This window comes from Photobacterium piscicola, from assembly GCF_900166965.1.
Classification (GTDB): Bacteria; Pseudomonadota; Gammaproteobacteria; order Enterobacterales; family Vibrionaceae; genus Photobacterium; species Photobacterium piscicola.
The window spans coordinates 597,839-622,675 of sequence record NZ_FUZI01000001.1; the positions used below are offsets into that span (position 1 = coordinate 597,839).

The following is a 24,837-nucleotide window of genomic DNA, read 5'->3' on the forward strand; positions in this document are numbered from 1 at the left end:
AAATTTACACCACAGATTTAGGTGCTTATTCTGGGTTAACTGCTGTACAGGCAGCTTAGAAATCAATATGCGCTTCTATAATTTACAGTGACCTTTAAACAGGAAATTATACGACACTAAATAGTATAAGGTTGAATGATGTTTTCTTACTCATTAAACGCTGCTTACTGATTATTCTCATGTTCAAACTCGACCCACGCTTTTTCCAATTCAATTAGGCTCGCTGCAATCTCACCGTGGCTTCTTTTTTGAATGATTAATTGTCTAACGTGTTTTTGCTGTATAAAAATATGCTGACGTTTATTATCTATAAAGTAATTTCGCAATCCTTTTGCCTGATCCATATACTGATACCCAATATAAAACGCTGTATATTAAAATAGTACATTTATTGTGGTTATTCTCAAGTGTTTGATGGGCTGAATGGATAGTTCGTGCGTTTATTTGCTTATGGCGTATCAAGACTGAAACAGTTTATGCCATTATATAAAGGGGAAGGGATGTAACAAATTATACTAATTTTATATATTGGGTCGGCTAGAGAAGAAATACCCGCCATTAAAGCTTAATAACGGGTACAGATATCGCTATCGAATAACGTTTTTGAAGTGCTTCTTACGTGTAAATAAGAAGTCTACATCTGGCGGGAAGTCTTTATTGTTTTTAGCATGTGTCATCATGTCAAAGACTTTAAATTCCGCTAAGACAGCAAAGGAATAAGGGACAAATTCACCTTCGCCATTTGCTTGTAAAGTAGGATCGTAATACTTACCATCTTTAAAAATAATCGCTTGGTCAATGATTGTTGCTTCATTACAGCGATAACCTAAAACATAGCGATCACCACGACAGTAAATCACATTCATATAACTGTTATAGAATGTTTCATCTTCAGTGGTTGTACAGGCCGCTAATACCTCAGGATCCATTGCCTCTACCGTTACAATACGGACTTTCTCGGCAATAAAATTGCGTTCTTCTAGTTGTTGATGAATAGCTTCAAGACTTAATTGAGTCACTTTTAATACCGCAGAAATCAATAAAAACGGCCGAATTATACGCCCGTTTGTTCTGAATGTCTTCGAAAAAACAGTATTGAGTACGGAATAATTGTGTGTTCTAGGGCGCGCAATCCTTTCTAATTTGAGAATAGGTTGTAATTATTGATAACGAATTGATTATCAATTGTATTTATTGACAAAAAATTTACGAATGCAAAGAATGTAAATTTAATGCAAATGGTAATGGTTATCACTTATATTCCTGTTTGCGGTTTGGCTGCAGTGGCACAGATGCCAAGCAATCAAATCACCTTAAAGGTGGATGAGTTCAGGTACTGAGCATCTTCAAAAGCTAGCTGTTGTTAGTTTCTCAAGATGCAGTAATGAAGAACACCCATCTACATTGGTTTTATTCTCAAAGATACGGTAATTGGAGATAACGGAATATGTTTTCTAAAAGTCAGCTAACACTATTGATTGGTGCAGTATTATCAGCGCCGATTGCTCACGCAGAAATCACAGATACAGATGAGCACATGGTGGTCACCGGGCGTGATTATGGCTATAAGGCTGACACTAATTCGACCGCAATGCGAATGGAGATGACACAACTAGAAACGCCAGGACAAGTTGCCGTTATCGATGAGAAGCTAATTGATGAACAGCGTGCAAGTACCTTAGGGGAAGTGTTGCAAAATGACGCAAGTATTTCAGCGGGTGGCACCAGTCGTAACCGTGAGCGTTTTTCTTTACGTGGTTTTGAATTAGGCAGTAGTAGTGGTTTCTTACGTGATGGCCACCAGCATTGGTCGCATTACCGCCAACCAGTTGAGTTATTAGAGCGTGTTGAAGTTATGAAAGGCCCTGCGGGTTTGCTTTATGGCCAATCAGCACCTGGTGGCTTAGTCAATATGGTGTCAAAAAAGCCAACCTATGAAACACAAATGAATTTCAGCCAAGATGTGGGTTCAAATAATCATACCCGTAGTGTGTTAGATGTCAGTGGTTCACTTAATGCTGATCAAACACTGCGTGGACGCGTAGTATTAGCGAAAGAAGACTACGACTCATGGCGTAAGTTCAGTGATGGTTCAACGCCATCAACAGATCGCTTTGTTGGCGGTATGTTCCTTGATTATGATGTTAATGATAACGTGATGGTGTCATTACATTATGATCGCACTCAAGATAAGGGCAGTGTAGATTCTGGCGCTTATATTGTTGATGGTAAGCCAGTTATGGGCCGTGATCATGTGTGGGACGCACAATGGTCTGAAATTGATAACGATGTACAGAATGTTGGCTTTGATGTTAAAGCGCAATTGAATGATACATGGGCATTGAATACTGGTTTTAATTACCAAGATTTTGTTCGTAACGATAAAGAAAGTTACCCTAGTTTTAGTAATTTTGAAGAAAATGGCACCATTAAACAAGGTGGTAGTGATCGCCATGATGAATGGGCATTTAAAACCGCTTACACCGATTTTGTGGGTGAGTTTGATACGCTAGGCATGCAACATCAGCTATTAGTTGGTGCGAACTGGTTAGGTTATAGCTACGACCGTTTCCAGCGTTCATTTGATTCAGTCGATGTTAAGCCAGGTCAAACAACACCTACACCAGTATATTCAAATAAAGATCCAAAAGTGTCTAATTCTTCATATGATGCATGGGGTTTCTATGCGCAAGACATGATCACCTTGAATGATAACTGGCAAGTGCTGGCTGGCATCCGTTTTGATCGCCAAGTGAAGAGTGGCATTGCTGAAGAAGCAGTATCACCTAAATTAGCGGCAATTTATCATCCTGCAGAGAATGGCTCTATTTACTTAGCTTATTCTGAAAGTTTTGAGCCTCAAGGTGTGGTGTCTTCTGATTACACCAATGCTGGTGATAACCTTGATCCTCTACGTGGTAAGCAATATGAGCTTGGCACCAAGTGGGAATTATTGAATAAACGTTTATTTGCAACAGCGGCAGTATTTAATATTACGCAAGAAAATTCAAAGATTGCTGTTGGACCTGATAATAATCAAACACTAACTCAAGCGGGTGAACGTGTACATAATGGTGTCGAGTTTGCGTTACAAGGTAATATTACTGAAAAACTAAGCATGAATGCTTCTGCAATGTACCTTGATGCGGAATACACTAAAGATCAGAATTATGAAGGTAATCGTCCTGTTGATGTGCCTGAGTTTGCTGCGAGTGTGTGGTCAACCTATAACGTAACACCTGCGACGGATGTAAACCTAGGCGTTATCTACGAAGGCTCACGTTTTGGTGATGCGGCGAATACCTTTAAGAAAGACGGTTATACACGTGTTGATGTGGGCGTCGCTCATACTTATAAATATGACGATAAATTGGATATCATTGGTCGTGTAAATGTAGAGAATTTATTTGATACTGATTACATGGCGGGTGGCGGTTCAACCAGTAAAGACTATGTGGGCGCAACAGGTGTAACCCTGGGTGAAGGGCGTAACTTTATGGCAACCATTGAGTTTAAGTATTAATAAGTAAGTTGAATATTTAAGGGGGAGTCTTAACTTCCCCTTGTTGCGATCTGAATGTGGTGGTCTATAAACTGTTAATCATAATAGTTATTGTTTATAGTTCGCCAACTTTGCGGTGCTTTTTATTTTTAACACCACTTTTTTGTTTTTTGGTTATTACAGATAACGATTGATTGAATATTATGAATTTTATTAAAACGAGCCTGGCTATTGTTATTCTCAGTATTACTTCTGGAGCGCATGCTTCTAGTCTTGATAATGCACGTTCGATTGAAAATAGTACTAATACTGCATCAGCAGTGAGTCAGAATAAAATAGACAAAAGTGCAGATTCAGTCTTAGCAATGAAAGCCAGTATGGAACAGCTGCAAGAAGAAGTGAAAAACTTAACGGTTTATCATGATCACCTTGCGCGATTGGTAAAAAATCAAGCGCAAGAAGTGACGTCTATTGATCAACAAATCACTGACATTAAGCAAACCCGTCAAGGTGTGGTGCCATTGATGTACCAAATGATTGATGGCTTGAAGACCATTGTTGAGCACGATAAGCCGATTAAACGTCAAGCGCGTTTGGTGCGAGTGGGTAAACTTGAAACCATGATGTCACAAGCCGATATTAGCGATGCTGAAAAATTCCGTCGTATTTTAGAAGCTTATCAAATTGAAATGGATTACGGCACCAAGCTTGCTGCTTATCAAGCAAAAATAACCCTTGCTGATAATAAAACGATTGAAGTGAATGTGTTGCATTTAGGTCGCATTGCTTTGGTTGCCCGTAGTTTAAATGGTAGCCATTACTGGAGCTGGAATACAGCCGCGAAACAATGGCAGCCTGTTGACGCAAGTGAGGGGACAAATATCGATAAAGCATTTGCGATTGCTGATAACCAAGCTGCACCAAGTTTAATTACCTTACCTGTTTCAGGTGTATCAACTAGCGTAGAGAGTAAATAACATGAAATTAAAAACGTTAGTTGCCGCATTATGTATTGCAAGTTTGCCATTGACCGCAAATGCAGAATCTGTAGTAAAGCAAGCACAACAAGAGCATAGCCAACAGGCTCAGCATAATGTTCAACGTGAAGCGGGCTTTAATAGCACTCATCATAATATTAAAGCGCAATACAATGCGTTATTAGCTGAACGTAATAAATTAAAGGCTGCTACAGAAGTATTAAGTACAACTTTTAGTGCTAATGAACAACGTTTAGCGACGTTAGAACAACAATTACGGCTAGAAAGTGGCAGCTTAGGCGAGTTATTTGGTGTTGTACGTCAAACCGCCAAAGAAGTACAAGCAGAGCAACAACATGCTGTAACCGCGATTGATAACAGCCAAGATAACGCCGTTGTGAATGAGATTGTCGCAGCGAAAGTCTTACCATCAATGGTGCAATTGCAAGGTTTATGGCAAGCAATGACTGATCAGATCGTTGCGAGCGGACAAATTGCGAAAGTCACCGTGCCATACATTAACGGTGATGGTGAGCAAAGTGATATTCAGGCATTGCGTTTAGGCAGTATTGGCTTAGTGGGTGATAACGGCTATCTCAATTGGGATGGCAGCCAACACGTGGCAATGGCGTATTTACAGCAACCTGAACATGCACCGACATTGGCTGATTACGATCAACTAATATCAACAGGTAATGACATGCTGGTGGTCGATCCTTCACGTGGGGTGATGCTAGAGCAATTAGCCCAAGCACCGACATTAATGGATCGTCTGCAAGCAGGTGGCGCAGTTGGCAAAATCATTCTATTACTACTGGCTATTGGTGCAGGTATTGCGATTTTCCGTGGTGTGAAATTAGCCATTATTCGTCAACAAATCAAAACACAGCTAAAGCAACCTTCTAAGCCGGGTAATAATCCACTGGGTCATATTCTAGCGGTTTATAACAAAGAGCAAAGCCGCAGCGTTGAAGCGTTAGAATTGCGTTTATTAGAAACGATTGTTGATGAACAACAAGGGCTAGAAAAAGGCCTGTCAATGCTGAAACTGTTTGCTGCGTTAGCGCCGATGTTAGGTTTGCTAGGTACAGTAACAGGTATGATTGAAACCTTCCAAGTGATCACTCAGTTTGGTAATGGCGATCCAAAAGTGATGGCGGGGGGTATTTCAATGGCATTGGTGACCACGGTTCTAGGCTTAGTGGCGGCAATGCCATTGCTATTGGCGCATAACATTTTAAGTTCTCAAGCTGAAAATATTCGTATGATCCTTGAAAAACAAGGTATTAGCTTGGTGGCGGAACAAGCCGAGAAAAATGACCACCGTGGTATTAAAAATTCTGGCATAACAACTGAACAGGCCGCCTAATGGATAGCAGCGTATTACAAACGTGGTGGTTATCACTGTCGCATTTTATGGCGCAAGGCGGTGTGATTTTATGGTGGTTAGCCGCTGTGGTTGCGGTGTTGTGGTTATTGGTGTTTGAACGGGTTATTTACCTTGTGTTTTACTTTCCACAACAACAGCAACAATGGATAGTATTATGGGCAGCACGTGCTGATCATCAATCTTGGTATGCTCATGCAATTCGAGATGGCTGGTTGAGTGATGCTAAAATAGCATTAAACAAAAACCTTAATTTTATTAAAGTGTTAGTCGCTATTTGTCCCATGTTAGGTTTACTTGGCACGGTTACGGGTATGATTTCAGTGTTTGATGTAATGGCAACCCAAGGCAGTAGCCAGCCACGATTAATGGCGTCAGGAATTTCACTGGCGACATTACCAACTATGGCGGGCATGGTGGCAGCACTAGCGGGGATGTTTATTCATGCTCGATTGGCAAAAGCGTGTCAAATGCGTGAGTTAAAATTAGAAAAATCATTAAGGAGTCAGCAATGAGACTCAGTCGTCGCTCGTCAGTGCGTGAAGATGCACAAATAGATTTAACCTCGATGTTAGATATCGTTTTCATCATGTTGATTTTCTTTATTGTTACTAGTTCTTTTGTGCGTGAATCAGGGGTTGAAGTGAATCGCCCGCAAGCAAGCCATGTGGTTAGCCAAAAAGATGCGGGTATTTTTGTCGCTATTACCGCAGCAAATGATATTTATATTGATAAGCGAGTTGTTGATGCCGAACGTGTGCAAGCAACACTTGAGCACATGTTAACAGAACAACCTGATGCCGCATTAGTGATTCAAGCTGATGAACATGCCTATAACGGTACGGTCGTTAAGGTGATGGATGCTGCAAAAGGTGCAGGGGTGAAGAATATTGCTTTGGCGGCGGAGAAAAACTAATGATGCGCATATTAATGGCGTTGCCATTGGCGCTCGCGGTGGCTTTAGGTCTGTTTACACTGATGGCATGGATGGTCGATAACGGTAATCATCAATCTCAAGATAATGCACCGCCGTTAGCGTTTAATATGGTGATGGTAGAACACGAACAAGCACCACAGCGTCGTCAGCGTGTTGCTCCACCACCGCCAGAAACGCCAACGCCACCACCTGAAGCGCAACCGTCGCAGTCACAAGCGGCAACATCAACGACGATGCCAATGGCGTCAATTCCTAGCTTAGGTTTAGATACGTCTATTCATGGTTTAGCAGTTAACGCGCCTAAATTTACTGATTTCAGTAGTGCAGCAGCAATAGGTGACGGATTAGGTAAATCTCAACAAGCGATGCCTCTTTATCGCGTTGAGCCGCGTTATCCATCTCGAGCTTTACGTCAAGGTAAAGAAGGGTATGTGGTGCTTAAATTCACCATTGATACTCAAGGTCGACCAATCGATATTGCTGTTATGGATGCCAAGCCTCGTCGTTTATTTGATAAGGAAGCCATTCGTGCATTACGTAAGTGGAAGTACCAACCACAAGTTGTTAATGGCACCGCAATGGCACAACAAGGGCAGACAGTACGTCTTGAATTTAGGTTGAATCAATAATGAAAAAGATTGCTTTTATTGTCGCGTTAACCTTATCGGCCTCACTGCCATTATCAAATGCTTATGCAAGTGGTGGTCAGTTATCACAAGCGACAGCCAACAAGGTACAACGCGCTAATGACTTACAATTAAATGATAAGCTTACTCAAGCCATTGCACTGTTAATTGAAATGAACCCACGTTCTGCTTACGATAAAGCGTATGTGCAACGAATGCTGGGGGTGTTTTATTGGCAGCAAGGGAAACAGTCACAAGCTATTTCTTTGTTAACAAAAGCAGTAAACAGTGGTTTGTTGCATGATGATCAAGCATGGACGACTGAACGCATGTTGGCTGATGTTTTGTTATCAGAAGCTAAATATAGCCAGGCGCTACCGCATTATTATAAGTTGACTAAAAATATTCCTGCTAAGCAAAAAGGGGATGAATTGTGGCTTCGGATTGCTCAAGCGCATTACCAGCAAGCACAATGGCAGCAAGTTTTAACAGCGATGAAGCATTATGATGGTTATCGTCTTAAAGACGCAATGTCACCGTTATCGATTAAGCTTGGGGCACAGTTACAACTTAAACAGTGGCAAGGTGCTTCGGCAACATTGAATCGTTTAATCGCACTTGAACCAAATAAGTTAATTTGGTGGCAGCAATTAGCCAGTATTCAAATGCGAACAGGTAAAAATGCGGATGCATTAGCGACATTAAAGTTAGCAAAATATCAAGGGGTGGCACTGAGTCAGCAAGATCTTAAAGTATTAGCGCAATTATATGCTCAGCGTGGTATTCCAGAACGTGCAGCGGAACAAATAGCCGCATTGAAAGATGCCAATAGTGATAAGACGTTATTAATTGAACAAGCTAATTACTGGCAAATGGCACGTGAATGGAATAAAGCTATCGCATTGTGGGCAGTAGTAGCGAATAAAGATAACCATTATCGCTGGCAGTTATCACAATTGCTATTGCAAGAAGGACATTATCAACGAGCACTAACTGAGCTTAATCGTGTTAAACGTAAAGATAAACGCGCTGATGTTGAATTAGCAAAGGTACGTATTTATTACAAATTGAATAAATTCGATCAAGCTATTATTCATGCTAAGCAAGCAAATAACATTCAGGCATCGTCTGCCGCCAAAAGTTGGATTAAATATTTAGACCAGATGCGACAGATGGATGTAAGCGCTTAATAGCTAGTGCAATAAACTAATAAGGTATTATTTTAGAAAAGCGAGTTATTAAGCTCGCTTTTTTTATATAGAACAGAAGCTTCTTTCTCAGAAATATCATTAACTCTTCAATAAATATACACTCAAAGCATAGTTATTTAGTGCTACTATTTACATAGGCATATAGTATACTTGTGCGCATAAAAATCGTCATTGGCTGACATTTCGTTGTGTTATTATTTTAGGTTAGATAAATGAAGCGTTCTTCTTCTATTTTTAATAAAGAATTAAATTATAATATATTGGTTTTTTTTATTGCTATATATTTTGGGATTGTCTTAAATATTCCACTATGGCAAAAGTTTTATGAAATACTATCAAAACTAGAAATCGTGAGTGTGGGTTTTATAATATCACTGCCTATCTTTCTTATTGCTGCGCTTAACATTATTTTTCAACTTTTAGCGTGGCCTTATATTGGGCGTTTATTGTTTAGTGTTCTTACCTTTATTTCAGCTATAACAGCTTATGCATCCTATCATTATGGGATTATTTTTGATTATGGAATGATGGAGAATATATTTGAAACCAATAGTGGTGAGGCACTTTCTTATCTAAGTTTATCTGGTTTTATAACTATTTTCATTCTTGGTATTATTCCTTGTTTATTTATTATAGCTATAAAGGTAAAGAAGCAATCTTTTATTAAAACATTTGTAATATATAAAATAATATCCATTGTTGCATCTATTATTGTTATTGTATTAATTGCTGCCTTCTTCTACAAAGACTATGCGTCTGTAGGGCGTAATAATAAATATCTTAATCGAGTAATTAACCCGTCATATGTTTATACTGGTATTAAATATATTGATCGAACTTATTTAACTAAACCTATCCCTTATCAACACATTGGCACTGATGCTAAGTTGGTAACGGCAACAACATCTAATGGTAAACCGACGTTGTTTGTGTTTGTTCTTGGTGAAACCGCACGCTCTCAAAATTATCAAGCAAATGGCTATGAGCGCCCAACGAATCGATATACTCAGCCTGATAATATGATTTCATTTAAAAATGTATCATCTTGTGGCACCGCTACAGCAGTCTCTGTTCCTTGTATGTTCTCTGCAATGAATCGCAGTAACTATAAAAAAGCGATTGCCTATAACCAAGATACATTTATTGACATTCTGCATCGCGCTGGCATTTCGATGTTGTGGAAAGAAAACGATGGCGGAGATAAAGGCGCAGGTGATCGTATTCAAAAAATAACCTTGAATCATAGTACTGAAGATCCATTATGTGATGGTGAATCATGCCTTGATATGGCGCTATTGAATAATTTCGATCAAGAAGTGGCGAATATGAAGGGCAGCAAGTTTATTACGCTACATATAATGGGAAGTCACGGACCAACATATTATAAACGTTACCCTAAAGATCGCGCATTTTTTAAGCCGGACTGTCAACGTGCTGATATTGAAAACTGCACTAAAGAACAAATAGTAAATAGCTATGATAATACAATTTTGTATACCGATTATATGATCAGTCAATTGATCCAAAAGTTAAAAGGTTACAGTGATAAATATAATACAGCGTTGTTTTATATTTCAGACCATGGTGAATCACTAGGTGAGGGCGGTTTATATTTACATGGCACACCTTATAGTTTAGCGCCTAAATACCAAACAACTGTGCCAATGATGGTGTGGTTCTCTAACGGTTTTACTCAAGATCGCGGATTAAATCTAACTTGCCTTAAAAGCCTTGCCACTAACGCGAAGCAAGGGGATTATTCACAAGATAATGTCTTTAGTTCCATGTTAGGTATTATGAATGTGAAGACGTCTGTTTATAAACCGAAGCAAGATATTTTCCGTCAATGTCGTACTAATTAGACAGTTTATATGGATCAACGTTAAATATTACCCCTAATGAACTTTTATTAGGGGTTTATTTTTTTATAGCCTTTATTATCCTCGCACCTCGCACCTCGCACCTCGCACCTCGCACCTCGCACCTCGCACCTCGCACCTCGCACCTCGCACCTCGCACCTCGCACCTCGCACCTCTATTTCGTAACGCGTTTCTAACCAACGTAAACAATGTAAATTGAATGCCAATAAGAACGATTATCAATTAAATTATCATTATTCCAGTTACTCTTATGCATGATGTTAGTGATGGTGTTAAAAAATAAAGCCGTGCAACTATGGGCGCGACGTTTACATATTTATATTTCAATGGCACTACTGCTGGTGGTGTTATTTTTTGCTATCACAGGCATTACATTAAATCGACCGCATCTTTTTGTTAGCCAATCACCAAATGTGGTTGAGCAACAACTTGTAATTCCTAATGAGTTATTAGCGTCAGAAAAAGGGCCTTTTGCACCAAATCGCTCTGCATTAATAGCATATCTTGCCAAGCATGGTGAGGTTCGTGGAACACCGTCAGCTATAGATATTTTTACAGATATCGATGGTGATGAGTTAGTCGAAGGTGAAATTTCACTGGATTATAAAGGCCCTGGTTATAACGCCACGGTATTTATTGATATGACAACCGCACAAGCCACTATTGAAAGTACCCATTATGGTGTGATTGCAGTGCTTAATGATCTCCATAAAGGGCGTAATAGTGGTGAGGTTTGGCGCTGGTTTATTGATATTACTGCAGTATTAATGGTGTTGTTTGTTTTAACTGGCGTGTGCTTGTTGATCCCAAAAAAGAAAACTTTTCGTACTTCATTGAAATGGATGGGGTTGGGCTCTGTGGTGAGTTTACTGATTTATATTGTTGCTGTGCCATAAGCCAGTATTTGATTGTCGATTTTATTGAAGGTTCATTATGACCGTGTTTCACATCATCAAAAAACCATTATTGGTCGCGTTATTGTTAACACCATTGGCCAGTGCAATAGCTAAACCCGTACCGGAAGCAGCACAACTAGAAGTGAATTTTGCGCTACCGGCTATTGATACCACCATGTATGCCCGTCCTTATGTTGCGGTTTGGATCGAAGATCAACAGCGTAAACCCGTACGTACAGTGCAGTTATGGGTCGGTAAAGATGAGTGGTTAAAAGATTTACGCAGCTGGTGGCGAAAAGTCGGTCGTTATGATCGTGAGTTAGTTGATGCGGTAACGTCAGCCACCCGTCCTGCTGGTGAATATAAATTTGTCTGGGATGGTTTAAATGATAAAGGCCAACGTGTTGAACAAGGTAATTACATTTTCTACGTTGAAGTTGTGCGTGAACATGGTGGTCGCAACTATTTACGACAAAAAATTGAGCTAGGCGAAAACGCGTTTAGCCATGTTATTGCACCGACAGAAGAAACAGGTGCTATTCAACTTAATTATAAACTTTGAGTAATAGTAACGTTATGAAAAATAATAAAATAAAAGCGTTTTCTCTGGCATGTGCGGTGATTGCAGGCTTAACGGTATCAGCAACAGCAAATGCACACCCTCGTTGGATATTACCTTCACATTTTACCGTATCAAAAGAGGGGGGGGATTGGTTATCTTTTGATGTTACCGCTTCACATGGCACGTTTGTTTATGATAAGCCAGCAAGTACAGAAACAGCTGAAGTGATCATGCCTGATGGGCGTAATGAGCGTCCTAATTTTACTATTCGTGGTAAACGTCGTGCTATTTTTGATTTTTACTTTGAAGAGCAAGGCACACATAAAATTCAAGTAAATCAGACGCCAGTATATTTTACTCAATACAAAGCGGGTCGTCGTGACACTGTGAAATGGATCGCAGCTAATAAAGTTGAGCGTGATGCTGTATTACCACCAAAATCACGTGACGTTGTCACTCAAGTGGGTTACACCCGTGCTGAAACATACGTAACCGTAGGTAAGCCAAGCACTAAGGCAATGGAGATTACGGGCAAATATTTAGAGTTGCTTCCGATCACTCACCCAGCCGATATTATTGAGGGTGAGCCAGTGACATTCCAATTTTACTTTAATGGTAAACCACAAGCAGGCGTTGTAGCGGAAGTAACCCGTGAAGGAACGTTATACCGTAATCATCAACAACAGATTGATGTTATCAGTGATAAAGACGGTAAGGTGACTTTCACACCTGAAATTGCGGGTCGATATATTATGAAAGCGAACTACCGCGGTGATGTTGCTAATAACCCAATGGTAGATACTGCTAACGTTAACGTGCATATCACTTTTGAAGCATCGCTACACTAACTATTTATCAATGTGCTGTTTCTGATCTAGATACAGCACGTTACCTTTACCCACAATGTGTAACCTACACCCACTACATGGGCAGGTTTGAGGTTGTTATGAAAAAGCAGTTACCGATGATCACGTTATCAATCTTAACGTTAGGATTATTTTCAAGTGCCGCTCATGCACATTTTCCATTAATGAGTTGTTGGTTTGAAAGCGATAAAGTGGCATGTGAAACTGGCTACAGTGATGGCAGTAAAGCAGTTGATTACAACGTTAATATGTATGATTACGATGATAATTTGATTGCTAAAGTAAACACCGATAAACGTTCTATTGCTGAATTTTCTAAACCTGAAACTGATTTCTATTTAGTGTTTGATTCCGGGCATGAAAGTCCAGTAGAAGTCGATGTTGTTGAGATTAAAGAAAAATGATCCGCCAAGCCGTATCTTCAGATAATGGCAGTAAGGAAGGGAAATGGGTTGGCGGTATTATCGTTTCTATCCTGTTACTTGCCACGGTGTTGTTACCGTATCACCAAAATAAAACAAAAATACAACCATTGGATGCTCATCAAATTGCGGTCACTGAGTTAAGTTCAGAAGAACTCGCGATGGTAGCTGAGTTGCGTTTGGCACATGAAGAAATTCGGAATTTACATCAAGATAGCCGTGAATTTGAACATCAGAATCATTGGCCAAATATGGCTGAGTTATCTGAATTATGGTTAGCGCCATTTATTGAAGATAAAAGTTGGGAGCGTAAAGGCCGTCATCAGTGGCAGCATATTAATGACGCAATTTATCAAGGTTTGCGCCGTGACAATCAGGGGGCATCTTCCGTTATTCTTAATAGCAGTCGCCCTGAACCTGATATTTGGTTGGCTCTTTCTAAACAGACAACACCACTGTTCACTAACAATGATGGTGCTTTTGAACCGCAACAATTGATTGATCAAGGTTGGACACAGATTGTGTTTAATCACGACAGTAATAAACAAGCGTTAGCGCATTAACCTCTTTTGTTTTACTTATCGTGTATTGCTTGCGGTGTATTCATTTCTTAACATTGAAGTAAAAATATTATGAAAATAGTCATTAAAACAGCATTAACAGCTGTTGCATTATTCGCAAGCTTTTCGAGTATTGCCGCTGAAAAATTAACTATCGGTATCACATTGCAGCCTTATTATAGTTACGTTAAAGCGGTCGTTGGCGATAAGGCCGATATTCTTCCTCTAGTTGATGCAGGTTTTAATCCGCATAACTATTTACCACAACCTAATGATTTACGTCGTTTAAAACAAATGGATGTAATTGTTGTAAATGGTATTGGTCACGATGACTTTGCTCTGAAAGTGATTGATGCGGCTCAACGTGATGATTTAGTGGTTATTAAAGCCAACAATGATGTGCCGTTACTACCTGCAATGGGGCAGTCTGTAGGTGATGGTGCGGTAAACCCTCATACCTTTGTTGGTTTATCAACCACGATTCAAAAAGTGTATACCATTGCGAATAAGTTGGCTGAGCTTGATCCTGACAATGCTGCGGAATACCGAAAAAATGCCCGTAGTTATGCAAAAACATTTCGATTAATGAAACGTAAAGCCATGCTTGCACTTGGTGATTTAGATACTTCAGGAATGAAAGTTGCGACAACGCATAATGCTTACGGTTATTTATTACAAGAATTTGGTGTTGATGTCGCGGCAGTGATTGAACCAGCACATGGTGTTGAACCCAGTGCGAGTCAATTACAAGAAACCATCGAAAAAATAAAGCAATCAGGTATTGATGTATTGTTTTATGAATTAAATATGCCTAATCGTTACGTCGACACCATAGAAAAAGCAACGGGAGTGAAGTTATACCGTTTTTCACATATGACGCACGGCGAATATGAAGCGAATAAAGTAGAAATTGAGATGCAGCAAAACTTAACCACATTAGTTGAAGCAATGCAATTTGCTGTTAGTAAGGATCAAGCATGAGTTTTGGTCCTCGCATTGAGATTGCAAACCTTGAGCTGCAATACGGTGAAAACCATATTTTATCTAACATCAACCATAGTTTTGAAGCAGGGCAATGCCATGTTGTGATGGGGCCTAATGGTGGTGGGAAAACATCGTTATTACGGTCAATTTTAGGTTTAACACCGTTCAAAGGCAACGTTGATATTTTATGGAATGATGCTGCCAATAATGGTAAACCCGGCTCCGTTGGTTATGTGCCGCAAAAAGCGATGTTTGAACAAAGTTTACCGTTAACAGTGATGGATTTTATTTTATTAAATTTAACCCGTTCTCCTTTGTTTTGGCGTAAACGTCAACAAGATAAGTTGTTTGCATTAAGCCAACTAGAACGTGTCGGTATGGCCAATCGTGCTGATCGACGCATGGGGCAATTATCTGGTGGTGAACAGCAACGGGTTTTGTTTGCTCAAGCGTTATTGGATGATCCTGATTTATTAGTGCTTGATGAACCGACAACGGGCATGGATGAGCAAGGAGTTCGTTATTTAGAATCATTAATTCATGAATTTGTTGCGCAAGGAAAAACTGTATTAGCGGTTCATCATGATGTAACCGCAGTTCGACGCCTTGATGCGCAAGTACATGTGGTTAATCGTATCGTTGTTGATTCTGGTCATCACTCTGAAGTGCTGGTTCCTGAAAAAATTGAACGGTTATTTAATCATTACAGTCATGCGCCAATTGTGGCAAATCAACACGAGGTTGCGTAATGGAGTTATTACGTCATTGGGCACAACTGGGGGTTGATGCGGGATTGTTAAGTGACAGCTTTTCATATGTCTTTATGGTTAATGCTATCGTTGCCGCACTGTTATTAGGTCCATTACTCGGAGGGTTGGGTACTTTAGTTATTGCTAAGCGACTAGCCTTTTTCTCTGAGGCAGTTGGTCACGCGGCATTAACAGGGATCGCATTAGGAGTGTTATTAGGTGAACCGCCAGAAAATCCCTTTATCGGTTTATTTAGTTTTTGCATGATCTTCGCGTTACTGCTGCACTTTGTTCGTAATCGAACTAATGTGCCTTACGATACGTTAGTCGGTGTATTTTTAGCATTAGCATTAGCCGTTGGTGCTGCATTATTGATGTATGTGGCGCGAAAAATCAATATTCATATGTTAGAAAATGTTCTGTTTGGTTCAATTCTAACCGTAACAGATCAAGATTTATGGGTGTTATTAATAAGCTGTAGTTTAATTATTATGGTGCTCATACCAACATTTAACCGAATATTATTAACTTGTATCAGCCCTGACATTGCACGTATTCGAGGTTATAAAACGAATTTTTATGATTATCTGTTTGTGATCATGATAACCCTCGTCACTATTGCATCCGTTAAAATTGTGGGGGCGGTGCTGGTCGGTGCTTTACTGCTTATTCCTGGTGCAACAGCACGTTTATTGACTAAAAATATGGGTAGCTTTGTTTTGTTGTCATCGTTATTAGCGACCATAAGTTGTGTGATTGGTACTATTTTACCGATGGAGCTTAAATTACCTATTCCATCAGGAGCGGCAATTATTATTGTTGCTGCTACGTTCTTTTTAATCGCCACCTGTTACCGCATTGTTCGTAAAGGGTAGTTGCTGTATTTTGTTTAAGGAATCATCATGAGTCATCTCCAGCTTCACCCAATACGTTCACTGATTCAATCGGTTTGTGCTGTTGCTATTATTGTGAGCGGCAGCAGTTATAGTCATTCAGCAAAAGCAGAGGATATTTTAACTGCAACGCCCGTAACTTATATGTTGGCATCTGAACTGACCCATGACACAGGTATAACGACAAAATATCTGCCTCCTAAACGTTACGGTGTGTCACGATTACCGAATTGGTTTGCTTCAAAAGGTGACATTGTAACGCAAGAGGCCAGTAAAGATGCACAAGCTGTCGTGACATTAGGCGCTGTTTGGCCGCAAGACCCACTTTATATCTATGCCCGCCAAGGCAATATTAATATTATTGAAATTGATGCATCACAGGCGATTTCACCACAAGGGCAAGGTATTGCTGCATTACGTTTAGATGACGGTTCAGTATCAATGTATTCGTGGTTAAATCCGACAAATTTAAGTCGAATGGCTGCTATTGTAAGTGATGATTTACAGCGTTTATGGCCGAATAAAGCGCAACAAATTGAACAAAATCAACAGCAACTGATGGGGGATGTTCGTAAGTTGATTAATGCTCAACAACAAGTGCTAATGGATGCAGAAATTGATTCAGTAGTCTTATTATCAACTGAGCTTGAAGATTTCGCGTCTGGTAACCAGCTCTTTGTTGTGGATCGTTTAACCAAACCTGAACTTGAGTGGACAGTAGCAGATAAACAAAAACTGACAACATTGTTAGCAGAAGATAAAGCATTGTGGTTATTGAGTACAAAAAAATTAACCTTATCTCAGCAGGCTTTATTGCCTAAAGGTACATCTGTACTCATTGTTGATAGTGTTGATCGTTGGGGTCGTGTTGGTATTAATCATAGCGAGCCACTAAAACGCTGGCAGATTAAATTATAATCTTAGAAATAGAAGCCCAGATTGTTGTTTTACGAGATAATTGCTGGGCTTCATACTATTTAAGTGTATTTGTTTTAAAACGAAAAGAACAAAGACAGAATACCTAATAAAATCAGTAACCCGCCAGAGATCAAATCGTTATATTTTCCCACCATTTTTCCTATCACACTATCGCCAATATTGTTACCAGCATAAGTGAGCATCATGCCTGTAATAAAGGTCAGTGCGACAACCAAATAAATACTAAGATGAGTAATACTACCTAAAATACCCACGCCAATATTATTAATTGAAAGTAATAAACCTAGCATTACTGCACCTTTAAAATTTAGCACAGTGCTTTGCTTTTCTTCTTTTTGTTGCTGTTTTTTTAGCATATCGGCACAAATGAACCACGTTCCCATTAAAATGAAAATCACAGAACCTAATTCATTAGAGACTTGATGAGGGATCAGTTGGGTTACTAATTGTCCACCAAGCATAGAGATAAAGGTAACTAATGCAGTAATAAAAGCAATGATTGCATTAGATACAAGTGGGATCCTTTCATTCTTTACGCCATAAGTTAGGCCAATAACGAAATTATCGAGATTTGATGAAAGGGAGAATATCAAAGCGAGTAAGAAAGACACGATAGTTCATCTCGTAAAAATGCTTTTATAAACTGAAATGCAGTTTAACGCGATGTATTTGTGTGAATAGTAATTTTTCAGATATGAGCGAGATTAAACATATTGCGCTATTTATTATCGAATATCGCAATATGTTTATATTTATTTTTTTTAAATAAAGCCTGAAATCCGTGCCTTTAAAAAAGCCGCTAAGGTTTTGTTGTCTTGGATGTGGTTATCTGCAATTTTTTGTTCTACTTCAGCGACAGATAATGTCACAACATTAATGATTTCATCATCATCTAGTTGGCCTTCGGTTGCTGATAGCCCTTGAGCAACATATAAATACTGTATTTCATCACAAAAACTAGGCGCTGGAAGTAATTGACCAAGAGGGTGCCATTGGCTAGCTGCGAGGTTAGTTTCTTCTGCTAATTCACGTTGTGCACAAATGAAAATGTCTTCTTTTACTTCAAGCGTGCCTGCTGGAAATTCATATAGCCATTGGCTGACTGCTGGACGGTATTGATGAACAAGTACCAGATCACCATTATGATCTATTGGAATAATAATCACAGCACCAGGATGTTTTATACTAGTACAAGCTATTTCTCTGCCATCGGGTAGCAAATGCGGCTGTTCTTCAATACTAAAACATTTCCATTGGTAGTGTTTTTTTATGCTCATTACTATTCTCTAATCGTTGGTTGCTATTTGATTATAGCCCCAACGTTTTGCCCGCATCAATGCACTTTCGGCTTTGATGTAGTCATAGCTAAAATCTTGATATTCAATGTTAGTAATACCGATACTTACGGTGATCTTTATTTGGTGTCCAGTCGTTAGTTCTAATATCCACTGACTAATTTCATCACGAATTTTGATGGCAAATTGTTCCGCTGCTTGAATATCGGCATCTGGAATAATGATACAAAACTCTTGGCTACTTAAACGAGCAATATGCATATTATCCCCACAGGTTTCACGTAGGAATTTAGCCATCATCATGAGTGTTTTATCACCAGCATCAAGTCCAAATCGGTCATTTACTTCTCTAAATTTATCAATATTTATTAATAACATTGAAATATCGCGGCGATAACGCTTACAACGAGATGATTCGTTTTGATACAGGGGCAGTAACCCTTCACGATTGAGTAAACCGGTGAGGAAATCATTGGTAGTGGTTCTTTTCACTTGCAAAATAGCATCATAACGATGACGAGATAATAAAAAGGCCATGACAAAGATAATAGAATATGCACATATGTTTTGAAGGGCAGATGAAATCTGCATATGTTTGTTCGTTATTTCGGACACACTCAATATGATATACAACAGCCCAAAAATAGTACTATACCAAGCAGCCGTTCTGATTTGTAAAGCGAAAAAACTTAATAATGGAATTGTTAAGCCGATGGTATTACTGATATGACGAGCACCAGTAAAATAAAAACCAGTTGAGCAAATAAGTGTAGTAGCGATTAAAAAGATCCAAAAAAGAATAGTGGCAGAAAAGAGGGTTCGATTTAATGCTGCAAGGGTGTAGCACAATGTCATACCGAGTATACCGACGACAGTAAAATAATGTGCTTGTTGTGAGACGAAATAAGTAAAGGCAATAATGGCACAGATGGCGCCAGCAAAAGGAAATAATAAAGAAAGTTGTTTTTTTAATGTTTTCTCACTCAGTTCAATATAGGCAAAGTTTGTAGCTTGCAGCTGAGTACTTTTAATCAATGTAACCATGATATGAAAAAACCTTTATAACAACATTTGGACAAATACAACACATTGTACATTTTTTTGGGAAGTATATCAGTATTGCGATTGATGTCTAATTATTTTTTAACTTTAATGTAAAATAATATTTTAAAAAGAGATCTTGTTATCGTAATGAATGCGAAAGATGTGGTTTTTAGGTATAACTGTATGATATGGAAAGTATAAAAATGGATTTTATCTATGATGTCTATTTATGAGAATACAAACTTTTTAGCTTGAATGATTAAAAATGAGATCTACTCCCATGAATAATTATTCTAGTTTAGTATAAATAAAGTGTGTTTTAAAATGAGTAGGAGCGACAATGTTTCCAGAATATAGAAGCTTAATTACATCACTAAAAGGTCATGATGTGCATTTTGATCGTCTATTTAAAAAGCATAATGAATTAGATGATAAAATTAATGTAATGACTTCCGCAAATGGTTTTGATGAAACGCTCATTGAACAATTGAAAAAAGAAAAGCTGTTATTAAAAGATGAAATCTTTGTTTATTTACAACAAAAATCATAATAAATAAAAAAAGAGAAGCGTGGTCGGCTTCTCTTTTTTATTGCAGCTATATTTAGATTTATAACGATGATAAGAAATTATCAATCAAATCAGCTGTTATTTGAGGTTGCTCGTTAGTAATACCATGTGCTGTTTTTGGTAATACAATGATAGGTGCTTGAATATATTTACTTAGTTTTATGCCACTATTAAGCGGAAATATTTGGTCATTTTGTCCCCATATAATAAGCGCTTGAGGCAGTTTTTTAGGATCATATTGTTGGATTCGATCTCTGTCATTAGGCAATGTTTTAATTAATTGTGTTCGTTGTGGCTTCCATTGCGAAAAGTAATCAAGGTAAATTTGATTTGCAATAAAATCAGGGATGCGCTTTTTCTCAATAAATACGTTGTCATAAAGACGTTTAACATCATCACCACTGTTGGGCACAAATAACTCTTCTGGCGAGTTAATACCTGCGCGTTTAACTAAATCATCTAAATCGTCATCACTAAATAATGGGCCTGGGCTAGCAATGATCACTGCTTTATTGATGCGTTCAGGTGTCAACATCATGTCATAGGTGATAAAACCACCATAAGAAATACCCGCGACATCTACTTTCTTTAGCTGTAACGTATCAACTAATTGCCAAATAGCATTCGTTTGGGTTGAGAGTTGTGCGGCATTATCACTGTATGATTCACCAAACCAGAGTAAATCGGGTGCAATTATATGGTACTTTTTACTCAGCTGTAGCATTTCAGCTTTCCATGTCGCAGCCGCAGTACCGCCAAAACCATGCAATAATAATAGAGGCTGACCTTGACCACCTTCCCAATAGGTTAGTTTACCGCCTTCTTTGAGTGTTATTTGGTGCTTGCTAAAGCCTTCTTTCTCTAAAGATGACTGATCGTGTTCTGTTTTCCAACGAACAACTTCACAGCCAGTAGTCATGAAAACTAATGTCCATAAAAGGATAAAATAATGTATGAATCGTTTCATAGGTTGCTCTAATAATTGAAAAACGAACTAATTATACGATGTTTTATTGTTGTTGGTAAGAATATTCATAGCTAATAATAAAAATAAAAATGTGAAGTCTGTATTTGTTTTTTGAGTTAGCATTATGTCAAAATTCAATTTTATGTTAATCAGTATGTTGCTAAAGAAAACAATCGATAGCATAATCTTTTTCTATAATAAATTTTTATATATAATCGTATTATTGCCATACGAAATATGTATTAATATTTAGATCGAAACTACGTATTAACGACTAGGAGACACTATGCGTGTATTAGTTACTGGTGGTATGGGCTACATTGGTAGTCATACTTGTGTACAAATGATTGAAGCGGGTATGACCCCAATTATTGTTGATAATTTGTATAACAGTAAAGAAACCGTATTAGGGCGCATTAATAACTTAACTGGCGTAACACCTGCATTCTATAAAGGTGATATTCGTGATCGTAAATTTTTAGACAGTGTTTTTGCTGAAAATGATATCGATGCGGTAATTCACTTTGCGGGACTAAAAGCCGTAGGCGAGTCAGTAGAAAAGCCACTAGAGTATTACGACAATAATGTTAGTGGTACATTAGTGCTTGTTGAAGCGATGCGTGCCGCTGGTGTTAATGCAATTATCTTTAGCTCATCAGCAACAGTTTATGGCGATCCTGCATCTGTGCCGATCACTGAAGATTTTCCAACAAGTGCAACTAACCCATATGGCCGTAGTAAGCTAATGGTAGAAGAGTGTCTTGCTGATATTCAACATGCATATCCTGAAATGAGTGTGACATTACTGCGTTACTTTAACCCAGTAGGTTCGCATAAATCAGGCACTATGGGTGAAGATCCACAAGGTATTCCTAACAACTTGATGCCATTTATTTCTCAAGTAGCTGTTGGTCGTCGTGAGTTCTTATCTGTTTTTGGTAACGACTACCCAACAGTTGATGGTACAGGTGTGCGTGACTACATTCACGTGGTTGATCTTGCTGATGGTCACCTTGCAGCATTAACACACAAAGGCCGTGAAGCAGGCTTACACATTTACAATTTAGGTACTGGTAACGGTAACAGTGTATTGCAAATGGCAAAAGCATTTGAAAAAGCTTCTGGTGTAGAAGTGCCTTATAAGATTGCACCACGTCGTGCTGGTGATATTGCTGAATGTTGGGCTGATCCTGCGAAAGCAAAAGCTGAATTGCATTGGGAAGCAAAACTAACACTTGATGATATGACGCAAGATACTTGGCGTTGGCAGTCAACAAATCCAGATGGTTACCCTGACGCAGAGTAATTCTAGATTGGATTAAATAAAAAGGCGCTAATTTAGCGCCTTTTTTTATGAGGAAAGAATAGACATTAATAATGTTTATTAGTGGTAGCATAGGGTTTCGCTACAAAGAAGATGATCAAACTAGCAATAGCGCCAAGAGTATCGGCTAGCATGTCTTTTTGCGCATCCCAAATATCACCTTGGGATCCTAGAAACTCAATACCTGCTTCGCCACCAGCACTGGCGGCATACCACCATTCAACAATTTCATAAGCGGCGGCTGTTGCCATAATGGCAAATAAACCAAAGAGTGCAGCAATGATTGGTTTGCAATGGCCTTTACGTACTAAAAATTCGGCGACTGGAAATGCATATAAACCAATTGAAAAATGTGCAAAGCGATCAAACTGATTACGGTTTGAATCTAGAAGGTGGTTAATCCAATCAAAAGGGACATTTGCAAACGTGTAATGGGCACCAATATTATGTAATACCAGCCATATTGCCATTAACGTGTAAGCAAGGTTACTAAACACAAAATAACGGTAGCTGATCACTAAAAATAAAAATACGATGACGAGAGGAATAGCTTCTGCAATCCATACTGCACGAAAAGCAGGATTAAGGCCAAGCGCAATAAAAAAGATGATATAGCACAGCGCTAACCATTTTGGGTATTTGTTCCTAATCATTTCAATTCCTTATCATTAGTATTGATCCAAAGGATAACGTTTTTGATGTAGTTATAGCAATAAAGATTATCAATATGTTAACGCAGGTGAGGTGCGTTATTTTAGGTTTTTTAAAGTTGGTTTGTGTTATAATTTCCAACTAATGTTTTCACAATATTGTGATATTCATCATATTTGACAGTACACACTCATAATCTGAGTTGTTTTTACCGGAGCATCATTTTGCATTTTAAAGATCTTGGCTTAGACCCACGCCTATTAAAGAAACTGACTCATTTGGCGTTTGATCGAGCAACCGAAATTCAACAAACGGCAGTCCCTGTTGCTATTGCAGGCAAAGATATTTTGGCATCGTCGAAAACGGGTTCCGGTAAAACTCTGGCATTTTTATTACCTGCGATGCAACGTATGTACCGTAGCAAGCCATTTACTCGTCGTGATCCTCGTGTTCTAATTTTGACGCCAACGCGTGAATTAGCAAAACAAATTTTTGCACAGTTACGCACGCTTAATGCGGGAACACCGTACGATGGCACATTGATTGTTGGCGGTGAAAACTTCAACGACCAAGTAAAAGCATTACGTAATGATCCGATGTTTGTTGTTGCAACTCCTGGTCGTTTTGCTGATCACCTTGAGCACCGCAGTACACATCTTGATGGCTTAGAAATGCTGATTCTTGATGAAGCAGACCGTATGCTTGATCTGGGCTTTGAACCTCAACTACGTCGTATTAACGAAGCGGCTAACCACCGTCGCCGTCAAACATTGATGTTCTCAGCCACGATGGACCATGTTGATGTTCTTGATATGGCTTCTGAAATGTTAGATAACCCTAAGCGCATTTCAATTGGCCACTCAGCAGAAGAACACACAGATATTACTCAACGCTTTATTTTGTGTGATCACTTAGATCATAAACAAGCATTGCTTGATAAAGTGTTAGAAGTAGAAGATTACAATCAAGTTATTATCTTTACTGCAACACGTGCTGATACCGATCGTCTAACCGCTGAGTTAAATGAACGTAAATTAAAAGCTGTTGCACTAAGCGGTAACTTGAATCAATCGCAACGTAATAACATCATGAGCCAGTTTGAGCGTAATTGTCATAAGATTCTTGTGACAACAGATATCGCCTCTCGTGGTCTAGATATTGATAGCGTATCGCTTGTTATTAACTTTGATATGCCAAAACATGCTGAAGAATATGTTCACCGTGTGGGCCGTACTGGTCGTGCCGGTAACAAAGGTGATGCTGTTTCATTAGTTGGTCCTAAAGACTGGAAGAGCTTTAAAGCGGTTGAAGCATTCTTGAAACAAAAGATTGAGTTCACAACAATCGAAGGCTTAGTTGGTAAGTTTAAAGGTCTTAAACCGGTACCGAAGAAGAAGATTGTTAAGAAAACAACAACGAATAAAACGGGTACTGCTAAACAAACGCAAGCACCTAAAGCGAAGAAAAGAGTTGATAAGCGTTTTTACGAAAACCAAGCTGTGGGTAATGATGTCTTTATCCCTAAGAAAAAACGCAATACTGATGTAAGCCAAGATGACTAATAGTTAATGATTCAATAATCGTTAACAAATAAAA

At 38.8% G+C, this 24,837-nt stretch carries 27 protein-coding genes; 20 read left to right on the forward strand and 7 right to left on the reverse strand.

The window, feature by feature from the left end; all coding sequences use genetic code 11:
- Positions 1 to 164 precede the first annotated feature (164 nt).
- Both CZ809_RS02710 and CZ809_RS02715 read right to left on the reverse strand, forming a co-directional pair.
- Positions 165 to 344: a hypothetical protein gene (locus CZ809_RS02710; protein ID WP_080155890.1), complete on the reverse strand. Its 180-nt coding sequence runs from the start codon at positions 342 to 344 to the stop codon at positions 165 to 167.
- A 243-nt stretch (positions 345 to 587) separates the two neighbouring features.
- Entirely contained in the window at positions 588 to 1,019 is a 432-nt protein-coding gene (locus CZ809_RS02715) for a hypothetical protein (protein ID WP_080156542.1), read from the reverse strand.
- Positions 1,020 to 1,447: 428 nt separating this feature from the next.
- Here CZ809_RS02715 and CZ809_RS02720 point away from each other — a divergent pair, with 428 nt between their 5' ends.
- The 17 genes from CZ809_RS02720 to CZ809_RS02800 all read left to right on the forward strand — a co-directional run bounded on the left by CZ809_RS02720 (position 1,448) and on the right by CZ809_RS02800 (position 17,371).
- A complete protein-coding gene (locus tag CZ809_RS02720; protein WP_080155891.1) occupies positions 1,448 to 3,523 on the forward strand; it encodes a TonB-dependent siderophore receptor in 2,076 nt (691 codons plus the stop codon).
- Positions 3,524 to 3,705: 182 nt separating this feature from the next.
- On the forward strand, positions 3,706 to 4,479 hold the full coding sequence (locus tag CZ809_RS02725; protein WP_080155892.1) for a DUF3450 domain-containing protein: 774 nt from the start codon (positions 3,706 to 3,708) through the stop codon (positions 4,477 to 4,479).
- A gap of 1 nt (position 4,480) precedes the next feature.
- The gene (locus tag CZ809_RS02730; protein ID WP_080155893.1) at positions 4,481 to 5,848 is read left to right on the forward strand and encodes a MotA/TolQ/ExbB proton channel family protein; all 1,368 of its coding nucleotides are present in this window, start codon (positions 4,481 to 4,483) and stop codon (positions 5,846 to 5,848) included.
- Positions 5,848 to 6,381, forward strand: coding sequence for a MotA/TolQ/ExbB proton channel family protein (locus tag CZ809_RS02735; RefSeq protein ID WP_080155894.1), 534 nt, complete (start codon positions 5,848 to 5,850; stop codon positions 6,379 to 6,381). The genes CZ809_RS02730 and CZ809_RS02735 overlap by 1 nt, the downstream gene beginning before the upstream one ends.
- Positions 6,378 to 6,782: an ExbD/TolR family protein gene (locus CZ809_RS02740; RefSeq protein WP_036789967.1), complete on the forward strand. Its 405-nt coding sequence runs from the start codon at positions 6,378 to 6,380 to the stop codon at positions 6,780 to 6,782. The genes CZ809_RS02735 and CZ809_RS02740 overlap by 4 nt, the downstream gene beginning before the upstream one ends.
- Positions 6,782 to 7,432, forward strand: a complete 651-nt coding sequence (locus CZ809_RS02745; protein ID WP_080155895.1) for an energy transducer TonB — start codon at positions 6,782 to 6,784, stop codon at positions 7,430 to 7,432. Before CZ809_RS02740 ends, CZ809_RS02745 begins: the two co-directional genes overlap by 1 nt.
- The gene (locus CZ809_RS02750; protein ID WP_080155896.1) at positions 7,432 to 8,619 is read left to right on the forward strand and encodes a hypothetical protein; all 1,188 of its coding nucleotides are present in this window, start codon (positions 7,432 to 7,434) and stop codon (positions 8,617 to 8,619) included. The genes CZ809_RS02745 and CZ809_RS02750 overlap by 1 nt, the downstream gene beginning before the upstream one ends.
- Before the next feature lie 233 nt (positions 8,620 to 8,852).
- Entirely contained in the window at positions 8,853 to 10,502 is a 1,650-nt protein-coding gene (locus tag CZ809_RS02755; protein ID WP_080155897.1) for a phosphoethanolamine transferase, read from the forward strand.
- A gap of 285 nt (positions 10,503 to 10,787) precedes the next feature.
- Positions 10,788 to 11,417, forward strand: a complete 630-nt coding sequence (locus CZ809_RS02760; RefSeq protein ID WP_080155898.1) for a PepSY-associated TM helix domain-containing protein — start codon at positions 10,788 to 10,790, stop codon at positions 11,415 to 11,417.
- A gap of 37 nt (positions 11,418 to 11,454) precedes the next feature.
- Entirely contained in the window at positions 11,455 to 11,979 is a 525-nt protein-coding gene (locus CZ809_RS02765; protein ID WP_080155899.1) for a DUF2271 domain-containing protein, read from the forward strand.
- Between the two features lie 14 nt (positions 11,980 to 11,993).
- Positions 11,994 to 12,827, forward strand: coding sequence for a DUF4198 domain-containing protein (locus CZ809_RS02770; protein WP_080155900.1), 834 nt, complete (start codon positions 11,994 to 11,996; stop codon positions 12,825 to 12,827).
- Positions 12,828 to 12,925: 98 nt separating this feature from the next.
- The gene (locus CZ809_RS02775) at positions 12,926 to 13,249 is read left to right on the forward strand and encodes a hypothetical protein (RefSeq protein WP_080155901.1); all 324 of its coding nucleotides are present in this window, start codon (positions 12,926 to 12,928) and stop codon (positions 13,247 to 13,249) included.
- Positions 13,246 to 13,830, forward strand: coding sequence for a DUF6162 family protein (locus CZ809_RS02780; protein ID WP_080155902.1), 585 nt, complete (start codon positions 13,246 to 13,248; stop codon positions 13,828 to 13,830). Before CZ809_RS02775 ends, CZ809_RS02780 begins: the two co-directional genes overlap by 4 nt.
- Before the next feature lie 69 nt (positions 13,831 to 13,899).
- Positions 13,900 to 14,808, forward strand: a complete 909-nt coding sequence (locus tag CZ809_RS02785) for a metal ABC transporter solute-binding protein, Zn/Mn family (protein ID WP_080155903.1) — start codon at positions 13,900 to 13,902, stop codon at positions 14,806 to 14,808.
- Positions 14,805 to 15,560 carry a metal ABC transporter ATP-binding protein gene (locus tag CZ809_RS02790; RefSeq protein WP_080155904.1) on the forward strand — a complete coding sequence of 252 codons (756 nt, stop codon included), beginning with the start codon at positions 14,805 to 14,807 and terminating at the stop codon, positions 15,558 to 15,560. The genes CZ809_RS02785 and CZ809_RS02790 overlap by 4 nt, the downstream gene beginning before the upstream one ends.
- Positions 15,560 to 16,435, forward strand: coding sequence for a metal ABC transporter permease (locus tag CZ809_RS02795; protein WP_080155905.1), 876 nt, complete (start codon positions 15,560 to 15,562; stop codon positions 16,433 to 16,435). The genes CZ809_RS02790 and CZ809_RS02795 overlap by 1 nt, the downstream gene beginning before the upstream one ends.
- Positions 16,436 to 16,462: 27 nt before the next feature.
- A complete protein-coding gene (locus CZ809_RS02800; RefSeq protein WP_080155906.1) occupies positions 16,463 to 17,371 on the forward strand; it encodes an ABC transporter substrate-binding protein in 909 nt (302 codons plus the stop codon).
- A 74-nt stretch (positions 17,372 to 17,445) separates the two neighbouring features.
- Here CZ809_RS02800 and CZ809_RS02805 read toward each other — a convergent pair whose 3' ends face one another.
- The 3 genes from CZ809_RS02805 to CZ809_RS02815 all read right to left on the reverse strand — a co-directional run bounded on the left by CZ809_RS02805 (position 17,446) and on the right by CZ809_RS02815 (position 19,731).
- Positions 17,446 to 18,003 (reverse strand): manganese efflux pump MntP, encoded by a 558-nt coding sequence (locus CZ809_RS02805; protein ID WP_080155907.1) that lies wholly within the window; start codon positions 18,001 to 18,003, stop codon positions 17,446 to 17,448.
- 150 nt (positions 18,004 to 18,153) lie between these two features.
- The gene (locus tag CZ809_RS02810; RefSeq protein WP_080155908.1) at positions 18,154 to 18,669 is read right to left on the reverse strand and encodes an NUDIX hydrolase; all 516 of its coding nucleotides are present in this window, start codon (positions 18,667 to 18,669) and stop codon (positions 18,154 to 18,156) included.
- Between the two features lie 9 nt (positions 18,670 to 18,678).
- Positions 18,679 to 19,731, reverse strand: a complete 1,053-nt coding sequence (locus CZ809_RS02815; RefSeq protein ID WP_080155909.1) for a GGDEF domain-containing protein — start codon at positions 19,729 to 19,731, stop codon at positions 18,679 to 18,681.
- Between the two features lie 340 nt (positions 19,732 to 20,071).
- Here CZ809_RS02815 and CZ809_RS02820 point away from each other — a divergent pair, with 340 nt between their 5' ends.
- Positions 20,072 to 20,281 (forward strand): DUF465 domain-containing protein, encoded by a 210-nt coding sequence (locus tag CZ809_RS02820; RefSeq protein WP_080155910.1) that lies wholly within the window; start codon positions 20,072 to 20,074, stop codon positions 20,279 to 20,281.
- 58 nt (positions 20,282 to 20,339) lie between these two features.
- Here the strand turns inward: CZ809_RS02820 and CZ809_RS02825 are convergent, their stop codons facing one another.
- Complete coding sequence (locus CZ809_RS02825; RefSeq protein WP_235865764.1) at positions 20,340 to 21,218, reverse strand: alpha/beta fold hydrolase; 879 nt, start codon at positions 21,216 to 21,218, stop codon at positions 20,340 to 20,342.
- Positions 21,219 to 21,552: 334 nt separating this feature from the next.
- Here CZ809_RS02825 and galE point away from each other — a divergent pair, with 334 nt between their 5' ends.
- A complete protein-coding gene (gene galE, locus CZ809_RS02830; RefSeq protein ID WP_080155912.1) occupies positions 21,553 to 22,572 on the forward strand; it encodes a UDP-glucose 4-epimerase GalE in 1,020 nt (339 codons plus the stop codon).
- A 65-nt stretch (positions 22,573 to 22,637) separates the two neighbouring features.
- Here galE and CZ809_RS02835 read toward each other — a convergent pair whose 3' ends face one another.
- Complete coding sequence (locus CZ809_RS02835; protein ID WP_080155913.1) at positions 22,638 to 23,243, reverse strand: DUF2238 domain-containing protein; 606 nt, start codon at positions 23,241 to 23,243, stop codon at positions 22,638 to 22,640.
- Positions 23,244 to 23,465: 222 nt separating this feature from the next.
- On the opposite strand from CZ809_RS02835, the gene CZ809_RS02840 reads away from it, so the two are divergent.
- Positions 23,466 to 24,803: a DEAD/DEAH box helicase gene (locus tag CZ809_RS02840; protein ID WP_080155914.1), complete on the forward strand. Its 1,338-nt coding sequence runs from the start codon at positions 23,466 to 23,468 to the stop codon at positions 24,801 to 24,803.
- The last annotated feature ends 34 nt before the right edge of the window (positions 24,804 to 24,837 follow it).

What these genes read in the sequence shown, in the direction of transcription:
- CZ809_RS02710 (WP_080155890.1), bottom strand. Translation starts at nt 344, where the DNA reads ATGGATCAGGCAAAAGGATTGCGAAATTACTTTATAGATAATAAACGT.
- CZ809_RS02720 (WP_080155891.1), top strand. Translation starts at nt 1,448, where the DNA reads ATGTTTTCTAAAAGTCAGCTAACACTATTGATTGGTGCAGTATTATCA.
- CZ809_RS02725 (WP_080155892.1), top strand. Translation starts at nt 3,706, where the DNA reads ATGAATTTTATTAAAACGAGCCTGGCTATTGTTATTCTCAGTATTACT.
- CZ809_RS02730 (WP_080155893.1), top strand. Translation starts at nt 4,481, where the DNA reads ATGAAATTAAAAACGTTAGTTGCCGCATTATGTATTGCAAGTTTGCCA.
- CZ809_RS02735 (WP_080155894.1), top strand. Translation starts at nt 5,848, where the DNA reads ATGGATAGCAGCGTATTACAAACGTGGTGGTTATCACTGTCGCATTTT.
- CZ809_RS02740 (WP_036789967.1), top strand. Translation starts at nt 6,378, where the DNA reads ATGAGACTCAGTCGTCGCTCGTCAGTGCGTGAAGATGCACAAATAGAT.
- CZ809_RS02745 (WP_080155895.1), top strand. Translation starts at nt 6,782, where the DNA reads ATGATGCGCATATTAATGGCGTTGCCATTGGCGCTCGCGGTGGCTTTA.
- CZ809_RS02750 (WP_080155896.1), top strand. Translation starts at nt 7,432, where the DNA reads ATGAAAAAGATTGCTTTTATTGTCGCGTTAACCTTATCGGCCTCACTG.
- CZ809_RS02755 (WP_080155897.1), top strand. Translation starts at nt 8,853, where the DNA reads ATGAAGCGTTCTTCTTCTATTTTTAATAAAGAATTAAATTATAATATA.
- CZ809_RS02760 (WP_080155898.1), top strand. Translation starts at nt 10,788, where the DNA reads ATGGTGTTAAAAAATAAAGCCGTGCAACTATGGGCGCGACGTTTACAT.
- CZ809_RS02765 (WP_080155899.1), top strand. Translation starts at nt 11,455, where the DNA reads ATGACCGTGTTTCACATCATCAAAAAACCATTATTGGTCGCGTTATTG.
- CZ809_RS02770 (WP_080155900.1), top strand. Translation starts at nt 11,994, where the DNA reads ATGAAAAATAATAAAATAAAAGCGTTTTCTCTGGCATGTGCGGTGATT.
- CZ809_RS02775 (WP_080155901.1), top strand. Translation starts at nt 12,926, where the DNA reads ATGAAAAAGCAGTTACCGATGATCACGTTATCAATCTTAACGTTAGGA.
- CZ809_RS02780 (WP_080155902.1), top strand. Translation starts at nt 13,246, where the DNA reads ATGATCCGCCAAGCCGTATCTTCAGATAATGGCAGTAAGGAAGGGAAA.
- CZ809_RS02785 (WP_080155903.1), top strand. Translation starts at nt 13,900, where the DNA reads ATGAAAATAGTCATTAAAACAGCATTAACAGCTGTTGCATTATTCGCA.
- CZ809_RS02790 (WP_080155904.1), top strand. Translation starts at nt 14,805, where the DNA reads ATGAGTTTTGGTCCTCGCATTGAGATTGCAAACCTTGAGCTGCAATAC.
- CZ809_RS02795 (WP_080155905.1), top strand. Translation starts at nt 15,560, where the DNA reads ATGGAGTTATTACGTCATTGGGCACAACTGGGGGTTGATGCGGGATTG.
- CZ809_RS02800 (WP_080155906.1), top strand. Translation starts at nt 16,463, where the DNA reads ATGAGTCATCTCCAGCTTCACCCAATACGTTCACTGATTCAATCGGTT.
- CZ809_RS02810 (WP_080155908.1), bottom strand. Translation starts at nt 18,669, where the DNA reads ATGAGCATAAAAAAACACTACCAATGGAAATGTTTTAGTATTGAAGAA.
- CZ809_RS02815 (WP_080155909.1), bottom strand. Translation starts at nt 19,731, where the DNA reads ATGGTTACATTGATTAAAAGTACTCAGCTGCAAGCTACAAACTTTGCC.
- CZ809_RS02820 (WP_080155910.1), top strand. Translation starts at nt 20,072, where the DNA reads ATGTTTCCAGAATATAGAAGCTTAATTACATCACTAAAAGGTCATGAT.
- CZ809_RS02825 (WP_235865764.1), bottom strand. Translation starts at nt 21,218, where the DNA reads ATGACTACTGGCTGTGAAGTTGTTCGTTGGAAAACAGAACACGATCAG.
- galE (WP_080155912.1), top strand. Translation starts at nt 21,553, where the DNA reads ATGCGTGTATTAGTTACTGGTGGTATGGGCTACATTGGTAGTCATACT.
- CZ809_RS02835 (WP_080155913.1), bottom strand. Translation starts at nt 23,243, where the DNA reads ATGATTAGGAACAAATACCCAAAATGGTTAGCGCTGTGCTATATCATC.